Genomic DNA, 20401 nt, shown 5'->3' on the forward strand with positions numbered 1-20401 from the left:
CCGTTCCGGGCCGCGGGAGGTGCGACTGGTCCGGGGCGGCAGCTCCCGTACGTACACCGTGAAACCCATGCGTGTGGGTCATTCGAGGAGCGGGAGCACCTCGGTGCCCAGCCGCGCTACGTTCTCCTCCGTGGCCACGAGATCTCCGGAACCCTCCACCAGGAGCGCGAAGCGGGTGATACCCGTGCGCTCCGCCGTGGCCGCGAGGCGGTCGGCCGCGAACCGGGGCGGGCCCACCGGATGAAGACCGCACAGCAGCTCCGTGTAGCCGACCGGGTCGCGCATCACCCGGTGCCGGCCGTCGACCGTCACATGGGCCTCCAGCCCCTGCCGCAGCCAGCCGGGCATCGCCTTCACGAGCGTCTCCCGTGCGTCGTCGGCGTGGTCCGCGATCTGGGCCACCCCCGCGGACACGTGCCCCGCCTCCCGTACGCTCTGGGGCGAACGGCCCGCGGCGAGGGCGCAGGAGCGCCAGAGGGCGACCATCTCGGCCTTCTCCTCGTCGCCGCAGTGCATCCCGAGCAGCATCGGCAAGCCGTTCTCGGCGGCGAGTTTCACGCTCTTCGGCGAGGTGCACGCGACGATCACCTCGGGGCCCCCGGGACTGTCTCCGCTCTCCTCGTCGAGCAGCTCGTCGGCCCGGGGGACCACCGCCACCTCGGGGAAGTCGTAACGCTCCCCGCGGCCCGCCACCCGCGCCTCGCGCAGCCAGTCGAGCAGGAGCCCCAGGGACTCCGGGAAGCCGTGCTCGTACGCCTCCAGGCCGCCGCCGAACACCTCCAGGTCGATCCACGGCCCACCCCGGCCCACACCGAGGGTGAACCGGCCGCCGCTGGTCAGGTGCAGCAGTGCGGCCTGCTCGCCGAGCGCGACCGGATGCTGGGTCGGCAGCACACTCACCGCCGTACCGACGCGGATCCTGCGCGTGCGGCCGAGCAGCAGCGCTGCCAGTGTCACGGCGGACGGGCAGACCCCGTACGGCACGAAATGATGTTCGGCCAGCCAGACCGAGTCGAGGCCGGATTCCTCCGCGACCTCGGCGGACCGGATTGCGCGATGCAGCGCCTCACCCGGGCCCTGCCCCGGAAACTGGGCTGCCAGTACGAACGTTCCCACACGCATCGCCAGATACCTCCTTGCGGCCGACGCGGCTCTCCCCTACTGGCAACAACGTCTGACACGTGCCAAGGGCACGGTCCGACGGGAAGTTGTTGCGATTTTCCGGTAACCCGTCCCGTCCTGGGCGGTGCGGGACGCCTGCCCCCGCCGAATGGCCCTACGCTGGACGGGAACTGCCCAGACTGCCCCGTGAGGTGTCACGTGTCCCCGCGCCGCAACCGCCCCCGAGGCGGCGAAAGCCCTACCGACAGCGCGAGCGCGGAGGGGGACCGGTACGGCGGCGGAGGGCGCTCGGAGGAGTGGCAGGGCGAGGAGTGGTCGGTCCGCCCGGTGAGCGGCGCGAGCGCGGCGGGCAAGCGCTACCGGTGCCCCGGCTGCGACCAGGAGATCCCCTCGGGTATCCCGCACCTGGTGGCCTGGTCCCAGTACGGCGGGATCGACGACCGCAGGCACTGGCACAAGGCGTGCTGGAACGCGAGGGACCGCCGCACCACACGGGTGCAGCGGTCCAGGAACGCGCCTCGGTACTGAACGGCCGCCCGGCGGCCGCCGACGTCAGACGTCGCGGTTGTTCATCGCCAGGAAGGCGCCGCCCAGGGCCACGGCGGTCACGCCGAGCATGATCCACAGCGGGTCCCAGCCGGACGGCCCGCCGGACGACGTGACCGAGTTGTCGTAGAAGATGCTGAGCTGGTTGGGGATCGAGTACTCCAGGAGCCACTCCTGGATCGACCGCAGGGATTCGGCGAACATGAAGATGGCCAGCACGAGCGGCAGCAGCACCACGCCGATCATGATGGTGATCGCCCCGGCCGAGTGCCGGATGAGGGCCCCGACGGCCAGCGAGAGCAGCCCCAGCGTCGCGAGGTAGAGACCCACCCCGACCGTGCTGCGCAGCCACTCGTCCCCGGTGGGCGCGGCGGCGTCCAGGATGGACGTCTGGAGCAGGGCGACGATCGTGGTCATCACCGTCGTCAGTACGAAGGTGAGCAGGAAGAAGACGATCGCCTTCGCGCTGAGCACCCGGGCCCGGCTCGGGGAGGCCGTCAGCGTCGTACGGATCATGCCGGTGCCGTACTCCGACGCGATGGTCATCACGCCGAGCGTGATCACGCAGATCGTGCCCAGGAGCACGCCGAAGAAGCCCAGGCTGAGCACCGGGGTGGTGCCGATGTCGGCGTCGGAGGCGCTGACAGCGACCGCCGAGAGCACCCCGATGACGAGCAGCAGCACGATCATGACGCCGAGCGTCCACATCGTGGAGCGCACGGAACGGATCTTGGTCCACTCCGACGCGATCGCGTCGCCGAGCGTGGCCGGGCGTACCGGGATCGGCGAGGTGTAGTAGCCGCCCTGCACGCCCTGCACGCCCTGCACGCCCTGCACGCCCTGCACGCCCTGCACGCCCTGCACGCCCTGCCCGTGCTGCTGGGGTGCGGGGGGCTGCTGGTACGCCTGTTGCTGGTACGGCGCCTGCGGCGTGGGAGGCGTGGACGGCGTCGACGGCGTTGTCATCGGGGATCCTCGCTGGTCTCGCGCTTGGTCATGTCTGCGGGGGGCCCGGCAGGGGGCCCGGCGGGCGCTGCCGGTGCCGGAGCAGGGGCGACGGGGGCCGCGGGCGCTGCCGGCGCCGCGGGGGCCTGGGCGCCCGCGTACGGGTTCTGTCCGGGCGGCGGCGGGGCGTACCAGCCCTGCTGCGGCACCTCGGGGATGCTCTGCGGCGGCGGGGCGTACCCCTGCTGCGGTCCGTATCCGCCGGGCGGTGGCGGCGCCTGCAGGTGAGCCACCTGGTCGGCCGTCGAGCGGTAGTCCACGGCGCCCTGCGTCATCCGCATGTACGCCTCCTCCAGCGAGGCCTGGTGCGGCGAGAGCTCCCACAGCCGGACGTCGGCCTCATGGGCCAGATCGCTGATCCGCGGCAGCCGGAGCCCGGTGATCCGCAGGGCTCCGTCCGGCTCGGAAAGGACCTGGCCGCCCGCTTCGGTGAGCGTGGTCGTCAGCTTCTCGCGCTGCTCGGGCCCGTCGTCCGAGACCCGGACCCGTGCAAAATCGGCCGAGTTGGCGGAGATGAAGTCCGTGATGCTCATGTCGGCCATCAGCTGCCCGCGGCCGATCACGATCAGATGGTCGGCGGTGAGGGCCATCTCGCTCATCAGGTGGCTGGACACGAAGACCGTGCGGCCCTCGGACGCCAGCATCTTCATCAGGTTCCGGACCCAGAGGATGCCCTCCGGGTCGAGACCGTTGACCGGCTCGTCGAAGAGCAGCACCTGCGGGTCGCCCAGCAGCGCGGCCGCGATGCCGAGACGCTGCCCCATGCCCAGCGAGAAGCCCTTGGACCGCTTCGACGCGACCTGCTGGAGGCCGACGACCCCCAGCACCTCGTCGACCCGGGCGGCCGGGATGCCGGCGAGCTGGGCGAGCGAGAGCAGGTGGTTGCGGGCGCTGCGCCCGCCGTGCACGGCCTTGGCGTCGAGCAGGGCGCCCACCTGACGCGGAGCGTTCGGCAGATTGCGGAATTCATGGCCGCCGATGGTCGCCCGGCCCGCCGTCGGCCGGTCCAGGCCGAGAATCATCCGCATGGTGGTCGACTTGCCCGACCCGTTGGGACCGAGGAACCCGGTGACGGCACCGGGCCGCACCTGGAAGGAAAGGTTGTACACGGCTGTCTTCGCGCCATAGCGCTTGGTCAGGCCGACTGCCTCGATCATGCTCCAGCCCCATCGACTTATCTGTCGTCGGGGCACAGGCCGTCGGCCGCACGCCCCCCGTAAGAGTTAGGAGGATATCCAGGCCTTGACGGTTCCGGCCAAGTCGTTACCCGGGCGAGTCCCCTTCCGTGTCCCTTCCGGTGCCGTGGACCGTGGCCCACAGCAGCGCAACGGAGATCGTGGGCCACAGCACCGGAACGGCGACTGTGGCCCACTGCACCCGGGCGGACGTCGCGATCCCGGTCAGGCGTCGCGCTTCTTGAGTACGAGGAAGCCGCCGAGCACCGCCGCCGCCACCCACGCCACCATGATCAGAAGCCCGGCCCACGGCCCGTACGGAGCCGGATCGCTGTTCATCGCGTCGGGCACCACCTGCATGATCTTGGAACCGGCCTGGTCCGGGAAGTACCGGGCGACGCTCTTGGCGCCGGGGACGGCCGACAGGATCTGGGAGACCAGGAAGAAGAACGGCATCAGGATGCCGAGCGACAGCATGGAGCTGCGCAGCATCGCCGCCACCCCCATGGAGAAGACCGCGATCAGCCCCATGTAGAGACCGGCACCGAAGACCGCCCGCAGCACGTTGTCCTCGCCGATGCCGATGCCGTGGTCACCGAGCAGGGCCTGGCCGAGGAAGAACGAGACGAAGCTGGTGACCAGTCCGACCACCAGGGCCAGCACGCCGGCGACCAGCATCTTGCTGAACAGGAAGGTGGCGCGCTGCGGCACCGCCGCCAGGGAGGTGCGGATCATGCCGGAGCTGTACTCCGTACCGACCACCAGGACGCCGAAGACCACCATCGCCAGCTGGCCGAGGATCATCCCGGAGAAACTGATGAACGTGGGGTCGAACGTGGCCCGCTCCGCGTCGGAGAGGCCGTCGAACTGGGAGTTCATCACCGCACAGAGCGCTGCGCTCATCGCGACGGTGACGGCGAACGCGCAGATCAGCGTCCAGGTCGTCGAGGAGACCGTACGGATCTTGGTCCATTCGGAGGTCAGGACCGCGGGTACCGATGCCATCGTCGTCACGCCCCCGTTCCGGTGCCGGAACCGCCGGGAGCCCCCGGATCGCCACCGGGCGGCCCGTCCCACTGATCGCCCCAGTGCGGTCCCACCGGCGGCGGTTCGGCCCCGCGCTCGGAGTGTGCGTGGTACTCCACCGAGTCCGCCGTCATCTGCATGAACGCCTCCTCCAGAGAGGCCCGCTGAGAGCTCAGTTCGTGCAGCACGATCGTGTGCCGGGCGGCGAGCTCGCCCAGGGCCTCGGTGGTGGCGCCGTCGATCTCCAGCGTGCCGTTGCCCGACTCGACCGCGACGAGACCCTCCGCGTGCAGGACATCGCGCAGCCGCTCCTGCTGCGGGGAGCGCAGCCGTACATAACTGCGGGAGTTCTGATGGATGAAGTCGGCCATCGAGGTGTCGGCGAGCAACCGGCCCTGCCCGATCACGATCAAATGGTCCGCGGTCAGCGCCATTTCGCTCATCAGATGAGAGGAGACGAAGATCGTCCGGCCCTCGGCGGCGAGTGCCTTCATCAGATTACGGATCCAGTGAATTCCCTCAGGGTCCAGACCGTTGACGGGTTCGTCGAACATCAGGATCTCGGGATCACCGAGCAGTGCCGAGGCGATTCCCAGACGCTGGCCCATACCGAGGGAGAACCCCTTGGACTTCTTCTTCGCCACCGCGGTCAGGCCGACGGTGTCGAGAACCTCCGCCACCCGGCTCTCCGGGATCCGGTTGCTCTGCGCGAGACAGAGCAGGTTGTTGTAGGCGCTGCGGCCGCCGTGCATCGACTTGGCGTCCAGGAGCGCGCCGATGTACTTCAGGGGCTCCGACAGTTCCCGGTAGTGCTTGCCGTCGATGCGCACCGATCCGCTGGTGGGGTTGTCGAGATCGAGCATCATCCGCATCGTGGTGGACTTGCCCGCTCCGTTGGGTCCCAGGAAACCCGTCACCATCCCCGGCCTGATCCGGCACGACAACTGGTCGACGGCAACCTTGTTGCCGAAGCGCTTGGTGAGGCCATCGAGCTCGATCATGCGTTCACGCTAGAACGGCCGCGCGCCCGGCGCCACCACAAAGGCGGAACCGGGCGCGCAGAGTCTGGACCAGCCGGGTGATCAGCGGGTCTGCTGGGCGGGGACGCCGCGGGAGGCGGGCTCCTCGTCGGCGGGGGTGCCGGCGGCTGCCACGGCGGCACCCGTCAGCGTCGCCAGCATCTCGCGGACGTTGGTCAGCTGCGCGTTGATCGAGTCGCGGCGGTTGGTGAGCGCCGCCAGCTCGCGCTCCGATTCGCTGCGGATCCGGTCGGCCTTGGCGTTGGCGTCGGCGACGATGTCCTCGGCCTGGCGCTGAGCGGTCTCCACCGTCTGGCGGGCGCGGCGCTCGGCGTCCGTGCGGAGCTTCTCGGCCTCCAGACGGAGCTGCTCGGCGCGGTGCTCGATCTCGGCCAGACGCTTCTCGGCCTTGGCCTGACGGGACGCCAGGTCGCGCTCCGACTGGTCGCGGCGCTTGGCCAGGTTGGTCTCGAAGTCCGCAGCGGCCTGAGCGGCCTTGGCGCGGGTCTCCTCGAAGAGCGCGTCCGCCTCCTCGCGCTTCTGGGCCGCGTCCTTCTGCGCGTCCGAGCGCAGCGTGGTGGCCTCACCCTTGGCCTTCTCGACGATGCGGACGCCGTCGTCCTCGGCCTTGGCCTTGCGCTCGGTGGCGAAGGTCTCGGCGTCGTTGCGCACCTGCTGGGCGGCGGACTCGGCGAGCTCACGGTGCTGCTCGGCGGCGCGACGGGCCTCCTCACGCAGGTCCTTGGCCTCCTCCTCGGCAAGGCGGAGAATCTTCTCCACACGCGCGCCGAGACCGGCGTACGACGGCTCGGCGTCGCTCACCTGAGCCTGGGCGTTCTGCGTTTCGAGGTGGAGTTCCTCGATGCGCTTTTCCAGAGATGTGATGCGGGAGAGAGCACTATCACGGTCGGCGACGATCTTGGTAATGCGGTCATCCACCTGACCGCGGTCGTAACCACGCCGCACGAGCTCGAAGCCGAAGGGGGAGGAAGGGTCACTCATGGGGTTCCTGTCGAAGTGAGACCGGTGAGGTGATAGAGGGAATCCTAGGGGCCAGAACGGCGTGTCATCGAGCAGATGCCCGTTTGATCTGGAGAATGACACCCCTTTTGAGTGGCTAACCCCCGTAACCCTTGCCACTCGGAGGGCTGAACGTCCTTGCGGGACCGCGGGAGAGCGCCGGGCGGCTACCCGTCCGACTGCTTGCCGCCCGCACGCGTGCCCGCCGCTGCCGTGGCCTTGACGCCGCCCGGCGGACCGGCCCCCACGCCCTTGCCGCCCGCCCCTGGGGTCTCGAAGGACTCCAACGCCTCCAGGACGTCCTGGACACGGGAGATCTCCGTGTTGATGTCCGCGCGCCGGCGCACCAGCACATCGAGCTCGCGCCGGCCCTCGTCCACCGTCTGCTTGGCCTCGGCCTCGGCGTCGGCCCGCAGCTTCTCCGCCTCGCGCACCAGGCTGGCCTTCTTCTGCTCGGCCTCCTTGAGCAGCGACTCGGCCCGCTTCACGGCGGCGATCCGGACCTTGCTCGCCTCCGAGTTGGCGTCGGACAGGAGTTCCTTGGCCTTCGCCGCGGCTTCCTCGCGCTGCTCGGTGGCCGCCTTCATCAGCTTGTCGACGCGCTCGCCGGCCGTCTTCATCTGCTCGGATGTCTCCCGCCGGGCGCGATCGTGCAGCTGCTCGATCTCGCTCTCCAGGCGCGTCCTGAGCTCCTCGGCCCGCTCCCGGATCTGGGTGGCGTCCCGGCGGGCACCGACCAGCAGTTCGTCCGCGTCCGTCCGGGCCCGCTCCACCAGGGAGTTGCCCTCCACGGTCGCCTCGGACGTGATCCGCACGGCCTCCTTGCGGGCCACTCCGACCATCGTGTCGGCCTGCTCCTCGGCCTCGGTGGCAGCGCGCAGCGCCTCCTCCTGGGCCTTGTTGATCAGCTGGTCCGCCTGCTCGGCCGCATCGGCACGACGCTTGGAGGCCGACTCGCGCGCCTCGTCCAGCAGCCGGTCCGCCTCCTGGCGCGCCTCGGCACGCATCTGCTCGGCCGCCGCCTCGGCGTCGCTGCGCAGCCGCTCCGACTCCTCGCGGGTACGGGCCGCGTGCTCCTGCGCCGAACCGACGGTCGCCGACGCCTCCGCCCGCAGCCGCTCGGCCTCGCCCGCCGCCTCGTCACCGAGCCGGGCCGCCTGCTGCGACGCCTCGGTGCGCAGCCGCTCGGCCTCGGCCGTGGCCTCGGACATCAGGCTGTCGGCCTGCTCCGCCGCCTGGGACCGCATCCGGTTCGCGTCCTCACGGGCCTCGGCCCGACTGCGCGACGCGTCCTGCTCGGCCGATGCCAGGGCGTCGGACGCCTCGGTACGCATCCGCTGGCTGTACTCCGACGTGTCGGCGCGCAGCCGCTCCGACTCCGTGATCGCCTCGGAGACCGTCCGCTCGGCCATCGCCTTGGCGGCGTCGGTCTCCTCCTGCGCCACCCGACGGACCCGGGCCGCGTCCTCGCCGGCCCGCTCCCGCTCCGCGTAGGCGTCGGAACGGACCCGGTCCGCCTCCTCCTGCGCCTCGGACTTCGTCCGCTCCGCGACGTGCTCGGCGGTGGAACGCAGCCCGGCGATCTCCGCCTCGGCCTGCTCCTGGAGCCCGTTGACCGAATCCCGTACCTGCTGGGCCGTCTGCTCGGCCGCGGAGACCATCTCGGTCGCCCGCGCGTCCGCCTCCTCGACCAGACGCTGGGCCTCGGCCTGCGCCTCCTCGACCCGCTTGCGGGCGGAAGCCAGGAGCTCCTCGCTCTGCTCACGGGCCCGCTCGCGCTCCTGGTTGGCCTCGGCACGTGCCCCGTCGAGGGTCTCCTCGGCCTCGCGGCGGCGCCGGTTCGCCTCCTCCTGGGCGGCGGCGAGCGCCTCGGCGGCCTCGGCGCCCACCCGTTCGGCGGCGGCCGCGGCCTCGGAGCGCACCCGGTCGGCACTCTCCTGCGCCTCGGTCTTCAGCCGCTCGGCCTCGGCGGCCGCCTCGCTCCGCAGCCGTACGGCGACGGACTCGCCCTCCGCACGGGACTGCGCGGCGTCCGCCGCGGCCTCGTCGCGCAGCCGCTGGGCCTCGGCCTCGGACTGCTCCTGGAGCGTGCGCAGCCGCTCGGCGGCCTCCGCGCGCAGCCGCTCGGACTCCTCGTTGGTCTCGCGCCGGATGCGCTCCGCGTCGGTACGCGCCTCGCCCAGCGTCTGCTCGGCGGTGGTGACCCGGGTCTCGGCCTCGCTGTGCAGCCGGGTCAGCTCGTCGGCCGCCTCCGCCTGCCGGGCCGCGATGGCGCGCTCGGTCTCCTCGCGCAGCCCGGCCGCCGCCTGCTCGGCCGCGGCCGTCACCGACTCGGCCTGCTCCTCGGACTCGGTGCGCAGCTGCTCGGCCTCGGCGCGGGCCCGCTCCAGGGCCTCCTCCGCCTGCTTGCGCAGCGCCGCCGCCCGCTCGGTGGCCTCGTTGCGGACCCGCTCGCTCTCGGTGCCCGCGGCGCCGCGCAGCTCCTCCGCGTCCGCCTTTGCCTTGGCCAGCAGCTCCTCGGCGGTCTTCGCGCCCTCCTCGATCTGCTGGAGGGCCTCGCGACGGGCCTCGCCGCGGATCCGCTCGCCCTCGGCGACCGCTTCGGAACGCAGCTGCTCGGCCTCGCCCCGCAGCCGGCGCGCCTCCTCCTGGAGCTCGACCGTCTTGGCCCGGTACTCCTTGGTGTCGTCCTTGGCCGCGCCCTTGAGCTGGTCGGCCTGCTCGGCGGCCTCGCCGCGCAGCCGGTCCGCCTCGGCCTCCGCCTCACGGCGGATCCGGTCGGCCTCCTCGCTCGCCGCCCTGGTGGTCGACTTCGCGTCGTCGGACGCCTTGGTCAGCACCTCCTCGGCGGCCCGGGCCGCCTTGGCGAGCTGGGCCGCGGCGTCCTCCGCCGCGGCGGTGCGCGCGGTGTCGGCCGCCTCAGAACGGAGCCGGTCCGCCTCGGCACGGGCATCGGCGAGCGCCTGCTCGGCCTCCGCCTTCAGCGCTTCGGCGTCCTTGGTGGCCTCGCCGACCAGCCGGGCGATCTCCGACTTGGCGGTACGGGTGCGCTGCTCGTTCTGCGACTCGGCGCCGGCCAGCCGCTTGACCGCGGCCTCCTTCGCCTCGGACAGCACCTTCTCGGCCTCGACGCGCGCCTCGCGCAGCTGGGTCTCGGCCTCCTGCATGCGCTGCTCGGCGGCCCGGTTGAGCTCGGTGGTCTGCTGCCGGGTCTGCTCGGTCTCGGCCGTCGTCGACGTCCGCAGCTGCTCGGCGTGGGTGGTGGCCTCCTGCGCCTGGCTGGAGGCGGCACCCAGCAGCCGCTCGGCGTCCTTGCGGGCGCGCAGCAGGATCGACTCGGCCTCGGAACGGGCGGACTCGGCCTCGGAGCCCAGGCGCTGACGCGTCTCGTCGGCCAGCCGGGCGGTCTCGGTGCGGGCGGCGCTCAGCGCCTGCTCGGCCTCGGCCCGCGACTCCTCCAGCAGCCGGCGGGCCTGGGACTCGGTCCGGGCACGCAGCTGCTCGGCCCACGCCACGTTCTCGTTGACGTGGGACTCGACGGTCTGGCGGCGCTCCGCCAGCTCCTGGTCGAGCTGCTGGCGGCGCTGCACGGCCTCGTTGTGCAGTTCGGCCTGGAGCCGCGCCTGGTGCTCGGCGTGCTCCTGAAGGATCCGCTGCGTCTGCGCACGGGCGTCGCGCAGCTCGCGCTCGGCGTCGTTGCGCAGCTGGTCGGCCTGGACCTGGGCATTACGGAGCAACTGCTCCGCCTGGTAACCGATGTCCGCGCTGTCGTAGGCGGGACGGGTCGCCAGACTGCGCCGGGCCTCGTGCAGCTTGGCACGCAAGACCTCGACCTGGTAACCGAGGTCCTCGGCGTGCTGGACTGCCTTCTCCCGGTCGGTCTTCAGCCGGTCCATCTCGGCTTCGAACCGCGAGAGATGGTCGTCTTCAGCTCGGTGGCTCTCCTGGCGTTCGTAGCCCCGCACTGCGCGGTCCCATCCTTCCCCGAGCTCTCAACTCTGTTCGAGCAGGGAGGCCCCAACCCTGGTCGCAAACTCCGAACGAGGACCGTTCGCCGACGAACGGTCCCCCGGGGAATGGTGACAGATCAACGGCTGAGGACGCGGCGCGGCCCCGACCCGGCCCCGGCCCGGAGCAGCCCACTCTACCGGGCCGGGTTCCCCTCGGGTCAGTGCTCCGTCCGGGACGTGACCAGTTCGGTCAGCACACCGTGGCAGTCCTTGGGGTGGAGGAACGTGATCCGGGACCCCATCGACCCCGTCCTGGGCTCGTCGTACAGCACCCTGACACCCTTTTCCCGGATGTCCGCGGCGTCCGCGTCCACGTCCGCCGTACCGAAGGCGATGTGGTGCACGCCCTCGCCATTCTTGGCCAGCCATTTGCCCACGGCGGAGTCCTCGCGGGTGGGTTCCAGCAGCTGGAGGTAGGAGGCGCCGCCGTCGGACGTCTCGTTGATCTTGAGCATGGCCTCCCGCACGCCCTGCTCCTCGTTGATCTCGGAGTGGTGCACCTCGAACCCGTAGGTCGAGCGGTAGAACTCGACGGTCTTGTCGAGGTCGAAACAGGCGATCCCGATGTGGTCGATTCGCGTCAGCATGGAACCAGTGCAGCGCTCGGTGGTTGGTTACGCAACGTGCGCGCGATCACACCCGCTGCCGGATGACGGGCGGGGTACCGCTCAGTACATTCATGTAAACCCTCGTTCACAATCGATCCCAAGGGGCTGCGCCTCATGTCAGGAACGACCGGAACCACCTCAGTGATCGTCGCGGGCGCCCGTACGCCCATGGGCCGCCTCCTCGGCTCCCTCAAGAGCTTCTCCGGCGCCGACCTCGGCGGCTTCGCCATCAAGGCGGCGCTGGACCGGGCCGGCATCGGCGGCGACCAGGTCGAGTACGTGATCATGGGCCAGGTGCTCCAGGCCGGGGCAGGGCAGATCCCGGCACGCCAGGCGGCGGTCAAGGCCGGCATTCCGATGAACGTCCCCGCGCTCACCGTCAACAAGGTGTGTCTCTCCGGGCTCGACGCCATCGCCCTGGCCGACCAGCTGATCCGCGCCGGTGAGTTCGACGTGGTCGTGGCCGGCGGCCAGGAGTCCATGACGAACGCCCCGCACCTGCTCCCGAAGTCCCGCGAGGGCCACAAGTACGGCGCCATCGAGATGCTCGACTCGATGGCGTACGACGGTCTGACCGACGCCTACGAGAACATCCCGATGGGTGAGTCCACCGAGAAGCACAACACCCGTCTCGGCCTGGCGCGTGCGGCCCAGGACGAGATCGGCGCCCTGTCCCACCAGCGCGCCGCCGCGGCGCAGAAGAACGGGCTCTTCGAGGCCGAGATCACCCCGGTCGAGATCCCGCAGCGCAAGGGCGACCCGGTCCTCTTCTCCAAGGACGAGGGCATCCGCGCCGAGACGACCACCGAGTCCCTCGGCAAGCTGCGCCCCGCCTTCGCCAAGGACGGCACGATCACGGCCGGCACCTCCTCGCAGATCTCGGACGGTGCGGCCGCGGTCGTCGTCATGAGCAAGGCCAAGGCCGAGGCGCTGGGCCTGGACTGGATCGCCGAGATCGGCGCCCACGGCAATGTGGCCGGTCCGGACAACTCGCTCCAGTCGCAGCCCTCGAACGCCATCCGCCACGCCCTCAAGAAGGAGGGCATCGGCGTCGAGGACCTCGACCTGATCGAGATCAACGAGGCGTTCGCGGCCGTCGCCGTCCAGTCCATGAAGGACCTCGGCGTCACCTCGGACAAGGTCAACGTCAACGGCGGCGCCATCGCGCTCGGTCACCCGATCGGGATGTCCGGCGCCCGTGTGGTGCTGCACCTGGCGCTGGAGCTCAAGCGGCGCGGCGGCGGCACCGGTGCGGCGGCGCTGTGCGGCGGCGGCGGCCAGGGCGATGCGTTGATCATCCGCGTACCGGGCAAGTAGTCGGTACGGGCGAGCGAGGAGGCCGAGCGTGAAGGTGGACGTCCCCACCCTGGTCGAGCAGGCACGGGAGGGCAGGCCACGGGCCGTGGCCCGGCTCATCTCCCTGGTGGAGGGGGCGTCGCCGCAACTGCGCGAGGTGATGGCGGCGCTGGCACCCCTGGCGGGGAACGCCTGCGTCGTCGGCCTGACCGGATCACCTGGTGTCGGCAAGTCGACATCGACATCGGCGCTCGTCTCCGCCTACCGGCGGCAGGGCAGGCGGGTCGCCGTGCTCGCCGTCGACCCGTCGTCGCCGTTCTCCGGCGGCGCGCTCCTCGGCGACCGGGTCCGGATGTCGGACCACGCCTCCGACCCCGGCGTCTACATCCGTTCCATGGCCACCCGCGGCCACCTGGGCGGGCTCGCCTGGTCGGCACCGCAGGCGATCCGGGTGCTGGACGCGGCGGGCTTCGACGTGATCCTGGTGGAGACGGTCGGCGTCGGCCAGTCGGAGGTGGAGATCGCCTCCCAGGCCGACACCTCCGTCGTCCTCCTCGCCCCGGGCATGGGCGACGGCATCCAGGCGGCGAAGGCCGGAATCCTGGAGATCGGCGATGTGTACGTCGTCAACAAGGCCGACCGGGACGGCGCCGACGCCACCGCCCGCGAGCTCAACCACATGCTGGGCCTGGGGGAGGCCCGCGGCCCCGGCGACTGGCGCCCGCCGATCGTGAAGACGGTCGCCGCCCGGGGCGAGGGCATCGACGAGGTCGTCGAGGCCCTGGAGAAGCACCGGGCGTGGATGGAGGAACACGGCGTCCTGGCCGAACGACGCGCTGCCCGCGCCGCCCGCGAGGTCGAGACGATCGCCGTCACCCGGCTCCGCGAACGCATCGGCGACCTGCACGGCGACCGCCGCCTGGACGCCCTCGCCGCACGCATCGTGGCCGGCCGCCTCGACCCGTACGCGGCGGCGGACGAACTGGTGGCGGGGCTCACCGGGGAGGCCTGAACCGGGCTGTTCCCCGGTCCCGGCGCGGCGTGCGGCCGCACCGGGACCGGGGACGGTCCGGTCAGGCGGGCTCAGCCGTCGTCGCCGTCGCCGTCGCCGTCGTCGTCGGAACCGGGGACGGTCCGGTTCATGCGGCCTCAGTCGTCGTCGCCGTCGTCGGAACCGCGCCCGTCGTCCGAGCGGTCCACCGTGGCCGCGGCCGACTTCGCGTCCACGTTCAGCTCGTGCGCCCTGCCGTCCTTGCCCCGGACGTCGACCTCCCAGCGCACCGCCTCGCCGTGGTGGCCGTCCAGCTCGACCGAGGTCACCGTGCCCGGGGAGGCCCTCAGCGCCGCGGCGACGGCCGCGTCCAGCGTGACGGGGGCCGACCGCGGGGCGTGCCGGTCACGGTCGTCGTTGTCGTCGGACGTGTGCTTCCCGAGCACCTTGCCGCTGCCCGCGTCCACGGTCACGTCGTGCCAGACCTTGTCGGAGCCGTACACGTCCAGCTCCCAGACCAGGGCGCCGTCCTCGTCGTCGAGCTCCGCCTCGGTCACCGTGCCGGGGACGGCCCGGACGGCGGACGAGGCCGCGTCGCCGGCGGAGACACGGGCGGCAGCGCCACTGCCCGCGTCACGGCTGTCGTGGTCGTCCGCGAAGGCCACGGCCGTCGCGGTCCCGCCGCCGACGAGTACGGCCGCGGTGACGGCGGCGATGACGATCTTTCGCTTCATGAGGGTTCCTCACCGATCGGATGGGTCCGTTGCGATGCGGTCCACACTGCCGGGGCGATGCTGAACGCAGCCTGAAGCCACCTGAAGCCTTCTTCAGCTCAGGTTTGCGAGGCTGTGCGCATGCGCCTGTTGATCGTGGAGGACGAGAAGCGGCTGGCGATCTCCCTGGCCCGGGGGCTCACCGCCGAGGGCTTCGCCGTGGACGTCGTCCACGACGGCCTCGAAGGGCTGCACCGGGCCTCAGACGGCGCCTACGACCTCGTCGTCCTCGACATCATGCTGCCGGGGATGAACGGCTACCGGGTCTGCGCCGCCCTGCGCGCCGCCGGACACGAGGTGCCCATCCTGATGCTGACCGCGAAGGACGGGGAGTACGACGAGGCGGAGGGGCTCGACACCGGCGCCGACGACTACCTGACCAAACCCTTCAGCTACGTGGTGCTGGTCGCCCGGGTCCGGGCGCTGCTGCGGCGCCGGGCGGGGGCCGCCTCGCCGGTGGTCACGGTCGGCTCGCTGCGGATGGACACCGCCGCCCGCCGCGTTCACCTCGCCGAGGACGAGATCACCCTCACCGCGAAGGAGTTCGCCGTGCTGGAACAGCTCGTGCTGCGGGCCGGGCAGGTGGTGAGCAAGGCGGACATCCTGGAGCACGTCTGGGACTTCGCCTACGACGGCGACCCGAACATCGTCGAGGTGTACGTCAGCGCCCTGCGCCGCAAGCTGGGCGCTGCCGCCATTCGCACGGTGCGTGGCGCCGGCTACCGGCTGGAGGCTATGTGAGGTCCGTACGCGCCCGGGCGGCGCTCGGCGCCACCGTCGTGGTCGCGCTCGCGCTGGCCGTCGCCGGGCTCGCCGTCCTGCTGGTCCTGCGCGCCAACCTCACCGACCAGGCCGGTCTCCAGGCCGAGGTGGCGGCCCGGGAGGTCGCGGGGCAGCTGGCCCTGGACGTGCCGTACCGCGAGCTGGACATGGGCGACGAGGAGGACCATCCCGTCCAGGTCACCGACGAGGACGGCCGGGTGGTGGCCGTCTCCAAGGACCTGGAGGCAATCTCCGGCACCGTTTCGGACCGGGTCGCCCCCGCGGCCGCTCCGGCGCCCGCGGCCGAGGACAGCGACGCTGACGATGGCGACGATCACGGGACGGGCGACGACCCCGCCCGCGGCAAGGTCTCCACCGATGACCCGGACTTCGCCAACGGCACCGCCACCGTCGACGGCGACCGGGCCGACTACCGGTTCGCCTCCGTCGAGGCCACGAACCCGGCGGGACTGACCCTGACCGTCCACGCAGGCGCCCCGCTCGCCGCGGAGCAGCGGGCCGTCGGCAGTGTGCGCGGCGCGATGCTGGCCGGACTGCCCGTCGTGCTCCTCGTCGTCGCCGGTGTGACCTGGCTGGTGACGAGGCGGGCGCTGCGCCCGGTCGAGGGCATCCGGCGCGAGATGGCGGCGATCACCGCGTCGGAGGACCTGAGCAGGCGGGTGCCGGAGCCCGGTTCGCACGACGAGATCGCCCGCCTGGCCCGTACGACGAATGAGACGCTCACCGCGCTGGAGGCCTCCGTCGAGCGGCAGCGGCGCTTCGTCGCCGACGCATCGCACGAACTGCGCAGCCCGATCGCGTCGCTCCGCACCCAGCTGGAGGTGGGCGCCGCGCATCCGGAGCTGCTGGACGTGACGGGCGCGGTCGCCGACACCGTACGGCTCCAGGTGCTGGCCGCCGATCTGCTGCTGCTGGCCCGGCTGGACGCGGGGGAGCGGCCGGGTACGGCACGGCTGGATCTGGGCGCCATGGTCCACGAGGAGGTCTCGCAGCGCACCGGCGACCGGATCCCGGTGACGGTGTCCGTGCCGGAGGCGGCCGGCGGCTTCGAGGTGACCGGTTCCCGCGCGCAGCTGGCCCGGGTGATCGGCAATCTGCTGGACAACGCCGAGCGGCACGCACGCGGTGCGGTGGCGGTCGCCGTGCGCGCGGAGGGCGGCGGCGTGGTCGTCGAGGTCACCGACGACGGTGACGGGGTTCCCGAGGGTGAGCGTGAGCGGATCTTCGAACGCTTCGTACGCCTCGATGACGCCCGCACCCGCGACGAGGGCGGGGCGGGCCTGGGCCTGGCCATCGCCCGCGACGTGGCCGTGCGGCACGGGGGCCGGCTGACGGTGACGGGTGCGGGGGAGCGGGGCGCCCGGTTCGCTCTGTGGCTGCCGGACGCCCGCTGAACCCCGGCGGGTCAGAGCTTGCCGCGCCGCCCGCGCAGGTGGTCGGCGACCGGGGTCAGGGCCGCGTGCAGCTGCTCCAGGGCCTCCGGCGTCAGCAGGTCCATGAAGTGTTTGCGGACCGACGCCACGTGGTGCGGCGCGACCTTGCGCATCGTCTCGGCGCCGGCCTCCGTGAGGACCGCGTACAGCCCCCGTCGGTCGGACTCGCAGTTCTCCCGGCGGACCAGGCCCGCGCTCTCCATGCGGGTGATCTGGTGCGAGAGCCGGCTCTTGGACTGCAGCGTGGCACCGGCGAGGTCGCTCATCCGCATGCGCTGGTCGTCCGACTCCGAGAGGTTGACGAGGATCTCGTAGTCGTTCATGGTCAGGCCGAACGGCTGGAGGTCCTTCTCCAGTTGGTGCGTCAGCAGCCTGCCGACGTCCAGGTGGGTGCGCCAGGCGCACTGCTCCGCGTCGCTCAGCCAGCGGGTGGCCGTCTCGGTCTCCATATATGGATTCTACCTAAGAAGTTGAAAGCCGGACGAAGTGTGGGGGTGTGACGCCCGGCACGCGCTCGCAGGCTCAGGCCGTAACAGGCGCTGGGCGCAGACGTTCGACGTCACACTCCGCAGACTACCGCTCACAAACCGAAGCGACGCTGGAGATCCCCCAGCTGACCGGGCATGCGGGGTGCGGACCCAGGTTGACCCGAGCCGCCGCCCGGCACCCCCGCCTGTTGCGGCGTGGCACCCGTCGGCTGCTCGGCCATCAGCACCTCGGTCGACTGGAGCAGCACCGTACCGGCGCCCACGAACTCGAACTGGTGCTCCTCGCCCGAGGCGCCCCCGATCCCGGTGAACGCCCGCAGCCCGCCCATCACGCCCGTCATGTAGCCGTGGTCGTAGTGGTGGCACGGCGAGGGGCAGTCGGCCCAGCCCACCAGCGCCTGCGGGTCGACCCGCAGCGGCGGCTCCATGAAGACCACCGGACCGTTGGACGCGGCGACGAACTTCCCCGTACCGATCAGCGTCAGGAACCCCGGCACGATCGACTGCTTCAGCGCCAGCGTCGGCTGGTAGGCGAGCAGATTGCCGGACCGGATCGTCAGGTTCCCGTCGGCCAGGTCGTACGAGTTCACATCGAAGGCCCGGTCCGCGAGCAGCATCTTGCCGCTGCCCTCGGCCACCACCCAGTCGCTCGCGTGCAGCGGCGAGTGGAAGCTCGTACGGATCAGCCGCTCGAAGCGTCCGTGGCCGATGCCGTTGAACTCGATCCGCCCGTAGTAGGCGATCATTTTGCCCTTCTGCAGGAACCACTGGCTCCCCTTGAGCTCCACACAGAAGGTGTAGGCGTTCACGTTGTCGTCCGACGGCAGAGTCATCGGGTCGAAGACCACGGGCGTGCTCACAGCTTCTCCTCCGACGCCTGGACGTACACCGCACCACTGCCGCTGAGCTCCAGCTGGAACGCCTCACCGGAGCCCCGCCCCACCATGTCGCGCCAGCCGAGCGCGGTGGAGAGTTTGTTGCGCACCTCGCCGTGGTGCGCGACGTACGCCTGTGGGTCCACGTGCACGTCGCGGCCCGGGGCGATCGGCAGCTCGATCACCCCGCCGTGCGCCATCACCGCCACCGCGCCATGACCCTTGAGCGTGGTGGTGAACAGACCCTGCCCGGTCACCTGGCCGCGCACCATGCCCATCACACCGCCCTGCGAGCCCATGAACATCGTGCCCTGCTGGAGCGTCCCGTCGAAGGCGAGCAGCCGGTCGGCCTCCACGTAGAGGGTGTCCCCGGCCAGGTTGATCACCTGGATGTGGTGGCCGCCGTGGCCGAACATCACCGTGCCGCTCCCCTCGACCGTCATCAGCGGGGTCGCCTCGTTCGCCATCCGGCGGCCGATCATCGACATCACGCCGCCCTGGCCGCCCTGGATGTTCGGCGTGAACGACACCTCGCCGCGATAGGCCAGCATCGCGCCGCGCTGGCTGAACATCTTCTGGCCGGGAATCACCGTCGCCTCGACCATCTTCGAGTTGATCTCGCGGAACGGCATCAGACATCGCCCCCGATCGTGTTCCGCTCGCTGGGCTGGACGTAGACGAGTCCCTCGCCCTCGAACCGGATCTGGAAGGACTCGCCCGACCCCTCGCCCATCAGCGTCCGGAAGTTCACCCCGGACTGGAAGTGCTGCTGGAGGTTGCCCTGGTGGGCGACGTAGGCGCCCGGGTCGACGAAGAGCGGGTACTGGGCGGAGACCCGCAGCACCACCGCCGAGCCGTCCGACATGATCGCCGCCTGGCCCGTTCCCTCGATCGTCGTGGTGAACAGGCCGTTGCCCGTCGCGCCACCGCGCAGCCCGGTGAAGGTGGTGCCGGTGCGCAGCCCGGCGTCGGTGCAGAGCAGATTGCTCGCCTCGACGTACAGCTTCTCGCCGCGCAGCGAGACGAGGTTGATCTCGCTCGCGCGGTCGGCGAAGTAACAGGTGCCCTGCCCGGTCACCTCCATCACGGTCATCTGCTCACCGGTCAGCCGGCGGGTCACCATGCCGCGCAGGCCCTCACCGCCACCGGTCATCTTCTTGAACGTCATCCGGCCGTCGTACGCGACCATCGAGCCGTTCTTCGCCTTGACTGCGTCGCCGGTCAGGTCGACGGCGAGCGTCTTGCTGCCTTGGAGTCGGAACATCGCCACCCGGCGAAGGTAGCGGCAGGGGCCGCCACCGGAACAGGGTCTGCGGCACGATCCGGCCCCTGAACCGCCTCTGATACGCATCCGGTACGGGATGCGGACGCAATCGGGACGTATGCCTTACGGAACGGGCGGTACGGCCGCGGCCGGGGGACCGCCCCCGCCGCCGGGCGGCGCGAGTGGCGATGCCACAATGGGGACCGCTTGTGCCTGTGTTCACAAGCTGTCACCGTCCTCCCACCGAAGGTGCCCCCGTGGACATCAAGACCGCTACCGCCCTGCACCGGCTGCGCCTCATCTCGATTCCCGAGGCGCTGTCCTTCCCCGCGCTGATCCTCTTCGGCTCGGTCCTCAGCCGGGTCTCCGACATCGACTTCCTGATGATGCCGCTCGGCATGCTGCACGGCGTGCTCTTCGTGATCTACGTCGTGGCGCTGCTGGACGTCTGGAACAAGACCAAGTGGCCGCTCAAGCGCGTCGCGTTCTTCTTCCTGCTCTGCGTGCTGCCGTTCGGAGGTCTGTACGGCGACAAGGTGCTCAAGCGCTACGAGGCCGACGGCGTCATCGCCGCCCGGGCCCGCCGGGAAGGCGCGGTCAGCGCATGATCGTCGCCTTCTCCGTCAGCCCGCTGGGTGTCGGCGAGGACGTCGGCGAGTACGTCGCCGACGCCGTCCGGGTGGTCCGTGAGTCGGGGCTGCCCAACCGCACGGACGCCATGTTCACCTCAGTAGAAGGTGAGTGGGACCAGGTCATGGACGTCGTCAAGCGTGCCGTCGCGGCCGTCGAGGCGCGCGCCGGACGGGTCTCCCTCGTCCTCAAGGCCGACATCCGCCCGGGTGTCACCGACGGCCTGACCTCCAAGGTCGAGACGGTGGAGCGGTACCTCGCGGACTGACGTCGCCCGCACCGCACACCCGGAGCCCCCTGCCGAACCGGCCGGGGGCTTCGAGCATCCCCACCCCCT

The 20401-nt window shown here is 71.3% G+C and carries 20 protein-coding genes; 7 read left to right on the plus strand and 13 right to left on the minus strand.

The window, feature by feature from the left end; genetic code table 11:
• Positions 1–78 precede the first annotated feature (78 nt).
• Positions 79–1122, minus strand: coding sequence for an LLM class flavin-dependent oxidoreductase (locus ACIBJG_RS16540; protein WP_399308216.1), 1044 nt, complete (start codon positions 1120–1122; stop codon positions 79–81).
• A gap of 198 nt (positions 1123–1320) precedes the next feature.
• Here ACIBJG_RS16540 and ACIBJG_RS16545 point away from each other — a divergent pair, with 198 nt between their 5' ends.
• Positions 1321–1650, plus strand: a complete 330-nt coding sequence (locus tag ACIBJG_RS16545) for an ATP/GTP-binding protein (protein ID WP_399308217.1) — start codon at positions 1321–1323, stop codon at positions 1648–1650.
• A 24-nt stretch (positions 1651–1674) separates the two neighbouring features.
• Here ACIBJG_RS16545 and ACIBJG_RS16550 read toward each other — a convergent pair whose 3' ends face one another.
• The 7 genes from ACIBJG_RS16550 to mce all read right to left on the minus strand — a co-directional run bounded on the left by ACIBJG_RS16550 (position 1675) and on the right by mce (position 11510).
• Positions 1675–2634 (minus strand): ABC transporter permease subunit, encoded by a 960-nt coding sequence (locus ACIBJG_RS16550; RefSeq protein WP_399308218.1) that lies wholly within the window; start codon positions 2632–2634, stop codon positions 1675–1677.
• Complete coding sequence (locus ACIBJG_RS16555; protein ID WP_399308219.1) at positions 2631–3830, minus strand: ABC transporter ATP-binding protein; 1200 nt, start codon at positions 3828–3830, stop codon at positions 2631–2633. Before ACIBJG_RS16555 ends, ACIBJG_RS16550 begins: the two co-directional genes overlap by 4 nt.
• A gap of 243 nt (positions 3831–4073) precedes the next feature.
• Positions 4074–4853: an ABC transporter permease subunit gene (locus ACIBJG_RS16560; RefSeq protein WP_399308281.1), complete on the minus strand. Its 780-nt coding sequence runs from the start codon at positions 4851–4853 to the stop codon at positions 4074–4076.
• 5 nt (positions 4854–4858) lie between these two features.
• On the minus strand, positions 4859–5875 hold the full coding sequence (locus tag ACIBJG_RS16565) for an ATP-binding cassette domain-containing protein (protein WP_399308220.1): 1017 nt from the start codon (positions 5873–5875) through the stop codon (positions 4859–4861).
• Between the two features lie 81 nt (positions 5876–5956).
• Positions 5957–6895 carry a cellulose-binding protein gene (locus tag ACIBJG_RS16570; protein WP_399308221.1) on the minus strand — a complete coding sequence of 313 codons (939 nt, stop codon included), beginning with the start codon at positions 6893–6895 and terminating at the stop codon, positions 5957–5959.
• A 185-nt stretch (positions 6896–7080) separates the two neighbouring features.
• Entirely contained in the window at positions 7081–10878 is a 3798-nt protein-coding gene (gene scy, locus ACIBJG_RS16575; protein ID WP_399308222.1) for a polarized growth protein Scy, read from the minus strand.
• Between the two features lie 203 nt (positions 10879–11081).
• Positions 11082–11510, minus strand: coding sequence for a methylmalonyl-CoA epimerase (gene mce, locus ACIBJG_RS16580; protein ID WP_399308223.1), 429 nt, complete (start codon positions 11508–11510; stop codon positions 11082–11084).
• Positions 11511–11645: 135 nt separating this feature from the next.
• Here mce and ACIBJG_RS16585 point away from each other — a divergent pair, with 135 nt between their 5' ends.
• Positions 11646–12848: an acetyl-CoA C-acetyltransferase gene (locus tag ACIBJG_RS16585; RefSeq protein WP_399308224.1), complete on the plus strand. Its 1203-nt coding sequence runs from the start codon at positions 11646–11648 to the stop codon at positions 12846–12848.
• Positions 12849–12876: 28 nt separating this feature from the next.
• The gene (meaB, locus tag ACIBJG_RS16590) at positions 12877–13839 is read left to right on the plus strand and encodes a methylmalonyl Co-A mutase-associated GTPase MeaB (protein WP_399308225.1); all 963 of its coding nucleotides are present in this window, start codon (positions 12877–12879) and stop codon (positions 13837–13839) included.
• A gap of 137 nt (positions 13840–13976) precedes the next feature.
• Here meaB and ACIBJG_RS16595 read toward each other — a convergent pair whose 3' ends face one another.
• Entirely contained in the window at positions 13977–14552 is a 576-nt protein-coding gene (locus ACIBJG_RS16595) for a PepSY domain-containing protein (RefSeq protein WP_399308226.1), read from the minus strand.
• A gap of 120 nt (positions 14553–14672) precedes the next feature.
• Here ACIBJG_RS16595 and ACIBJG_RS16600 point away from each other — a divergent pair, with 120 nt between their 5' ends.
• Both ACIBJG_RS16600 and ACIBJG_RS16605 read left to right on the plus strand, forming a co-directional pair.
• Positions 14673–15332 (plus strand): response regulator transcription factor, encoded by a 660-nt coding sequence (locus ACIBJG_RS16600; protein WP_399308227.1) that lies wholly within the window; start codon positions 14673–14675, stop codon positions 15330–15332.
• Positions 15329–16768 carry a sensor histidine kinase gene (locus ACIBJG_RS16605; protein WP_399308228.1) on the plus strand — a complete coding sequence of 480 codons (1440 nt, stop codon included), beginning with the start codon at positions 15329–15331 and terminating at the stop codon, positions 16766–16768. Before ACIBJG_RS16600 ends, ACIBJG_RS16605 begins: the two co-directional genes overlap by 4 nt.
• Before the next feature lie 11 nt (positions 16769–16779).
• Here ACIBJG_RS16605 and ACIBJG_RS16610 read toward each other — a convergent pair whose 3' ends face one another.
• The 4 genes from ACIBJG_RS16610 to ACIBJG_RS16625 form a co-directional block, all read right to left on the minus strand.
• Positions 16780–17256: a MarR family winged helix-turn-helix transcriptional regulator gene (locus ACIBJG_RS16610; protein ID WP_399308229.1), complete on the minus strand. Its 477-nt coding sequence runs from the start codon at positions 17254–17256 to the stop codon at positions 16780–16782.
• A gap of 131 nt (positions 17257–17387) precedes the next feature.
• A complete protein-coding gene (locus tag ACIBJG_RS16615) occupies positions 17388–18155 on the minus strand; it encodes an AIM24 family protein (protein ID WP_399308230.1) in 768 nt (255 codons plus the stop codon).
• A complete protein-coding gene (locus tag ACIBJG_RS16620; protein ID WP_399308231.1) occupies positions 18152–18802 on the minus strand; it encodes an AIM24 family protein in 651 nt (216 codons plus the stop codon). The genes ACIBJG_RS16615 and ACIBJG_RS16620 overlap by 4 nt, the downstream gene beginning before the upstream one ends.
• Positions 18802–19434 carry an AIM24 family protein gene (locus ACIBJG_RS16625; protein ID WP_399308282.1) on the minus strand — a complete coding sequence of 211 codons (633 nt, stop codon included), beginning with the start codon at positions 19432–19434 and terminating at the stop codon, positions 18802–18804. Before ACIBJG_RS16625 ends, ACIBJG_RS16620 begins: the two co-directional genes overlap by 1 nt.
• A 257-nt stretch (positions 19435–19691) precedes the next feature.
• Here ACIBJG_RS16625 and ACIBJG_RS16630 point away from each other — a divergent pair, with 257 nt between their 5' ends.
• Entirely contained in the window at positions 19692–20042 is a 351-nt protein-coding gene (locus tag ACIBJG_RS16630; protein WP_399308232.1) for a DUF3817 domain-containing protein, read from the plus strand.
• Positions 20039–20332 (plus strand): MTH1187 family thiamine-binding protein, encoded by a 294-nt coding sequence (locus ACIBJG_RS16635; protein WP_399308233.1) that lies wholly within the window; start codon positions 20039–20041, stop codon positions 20330–20332. The genes ACIBJG_RS16630 and ACIBJG_RS16635 overlap by 4 nt, the downstream gene beginning before the upstream one ends.
• Positions 20333–20401: the final 69 nt, after the last annotated feature.

It is taken from the genome of Streptomyces sp. NPDC050422 (assembly GCF_044458665.1).
Taxonomy (GTDB): Bacteria; Actinomycetota; Actinomycetes; order Streptomycetales; family Streptomycetaceae; genus Streptomyces.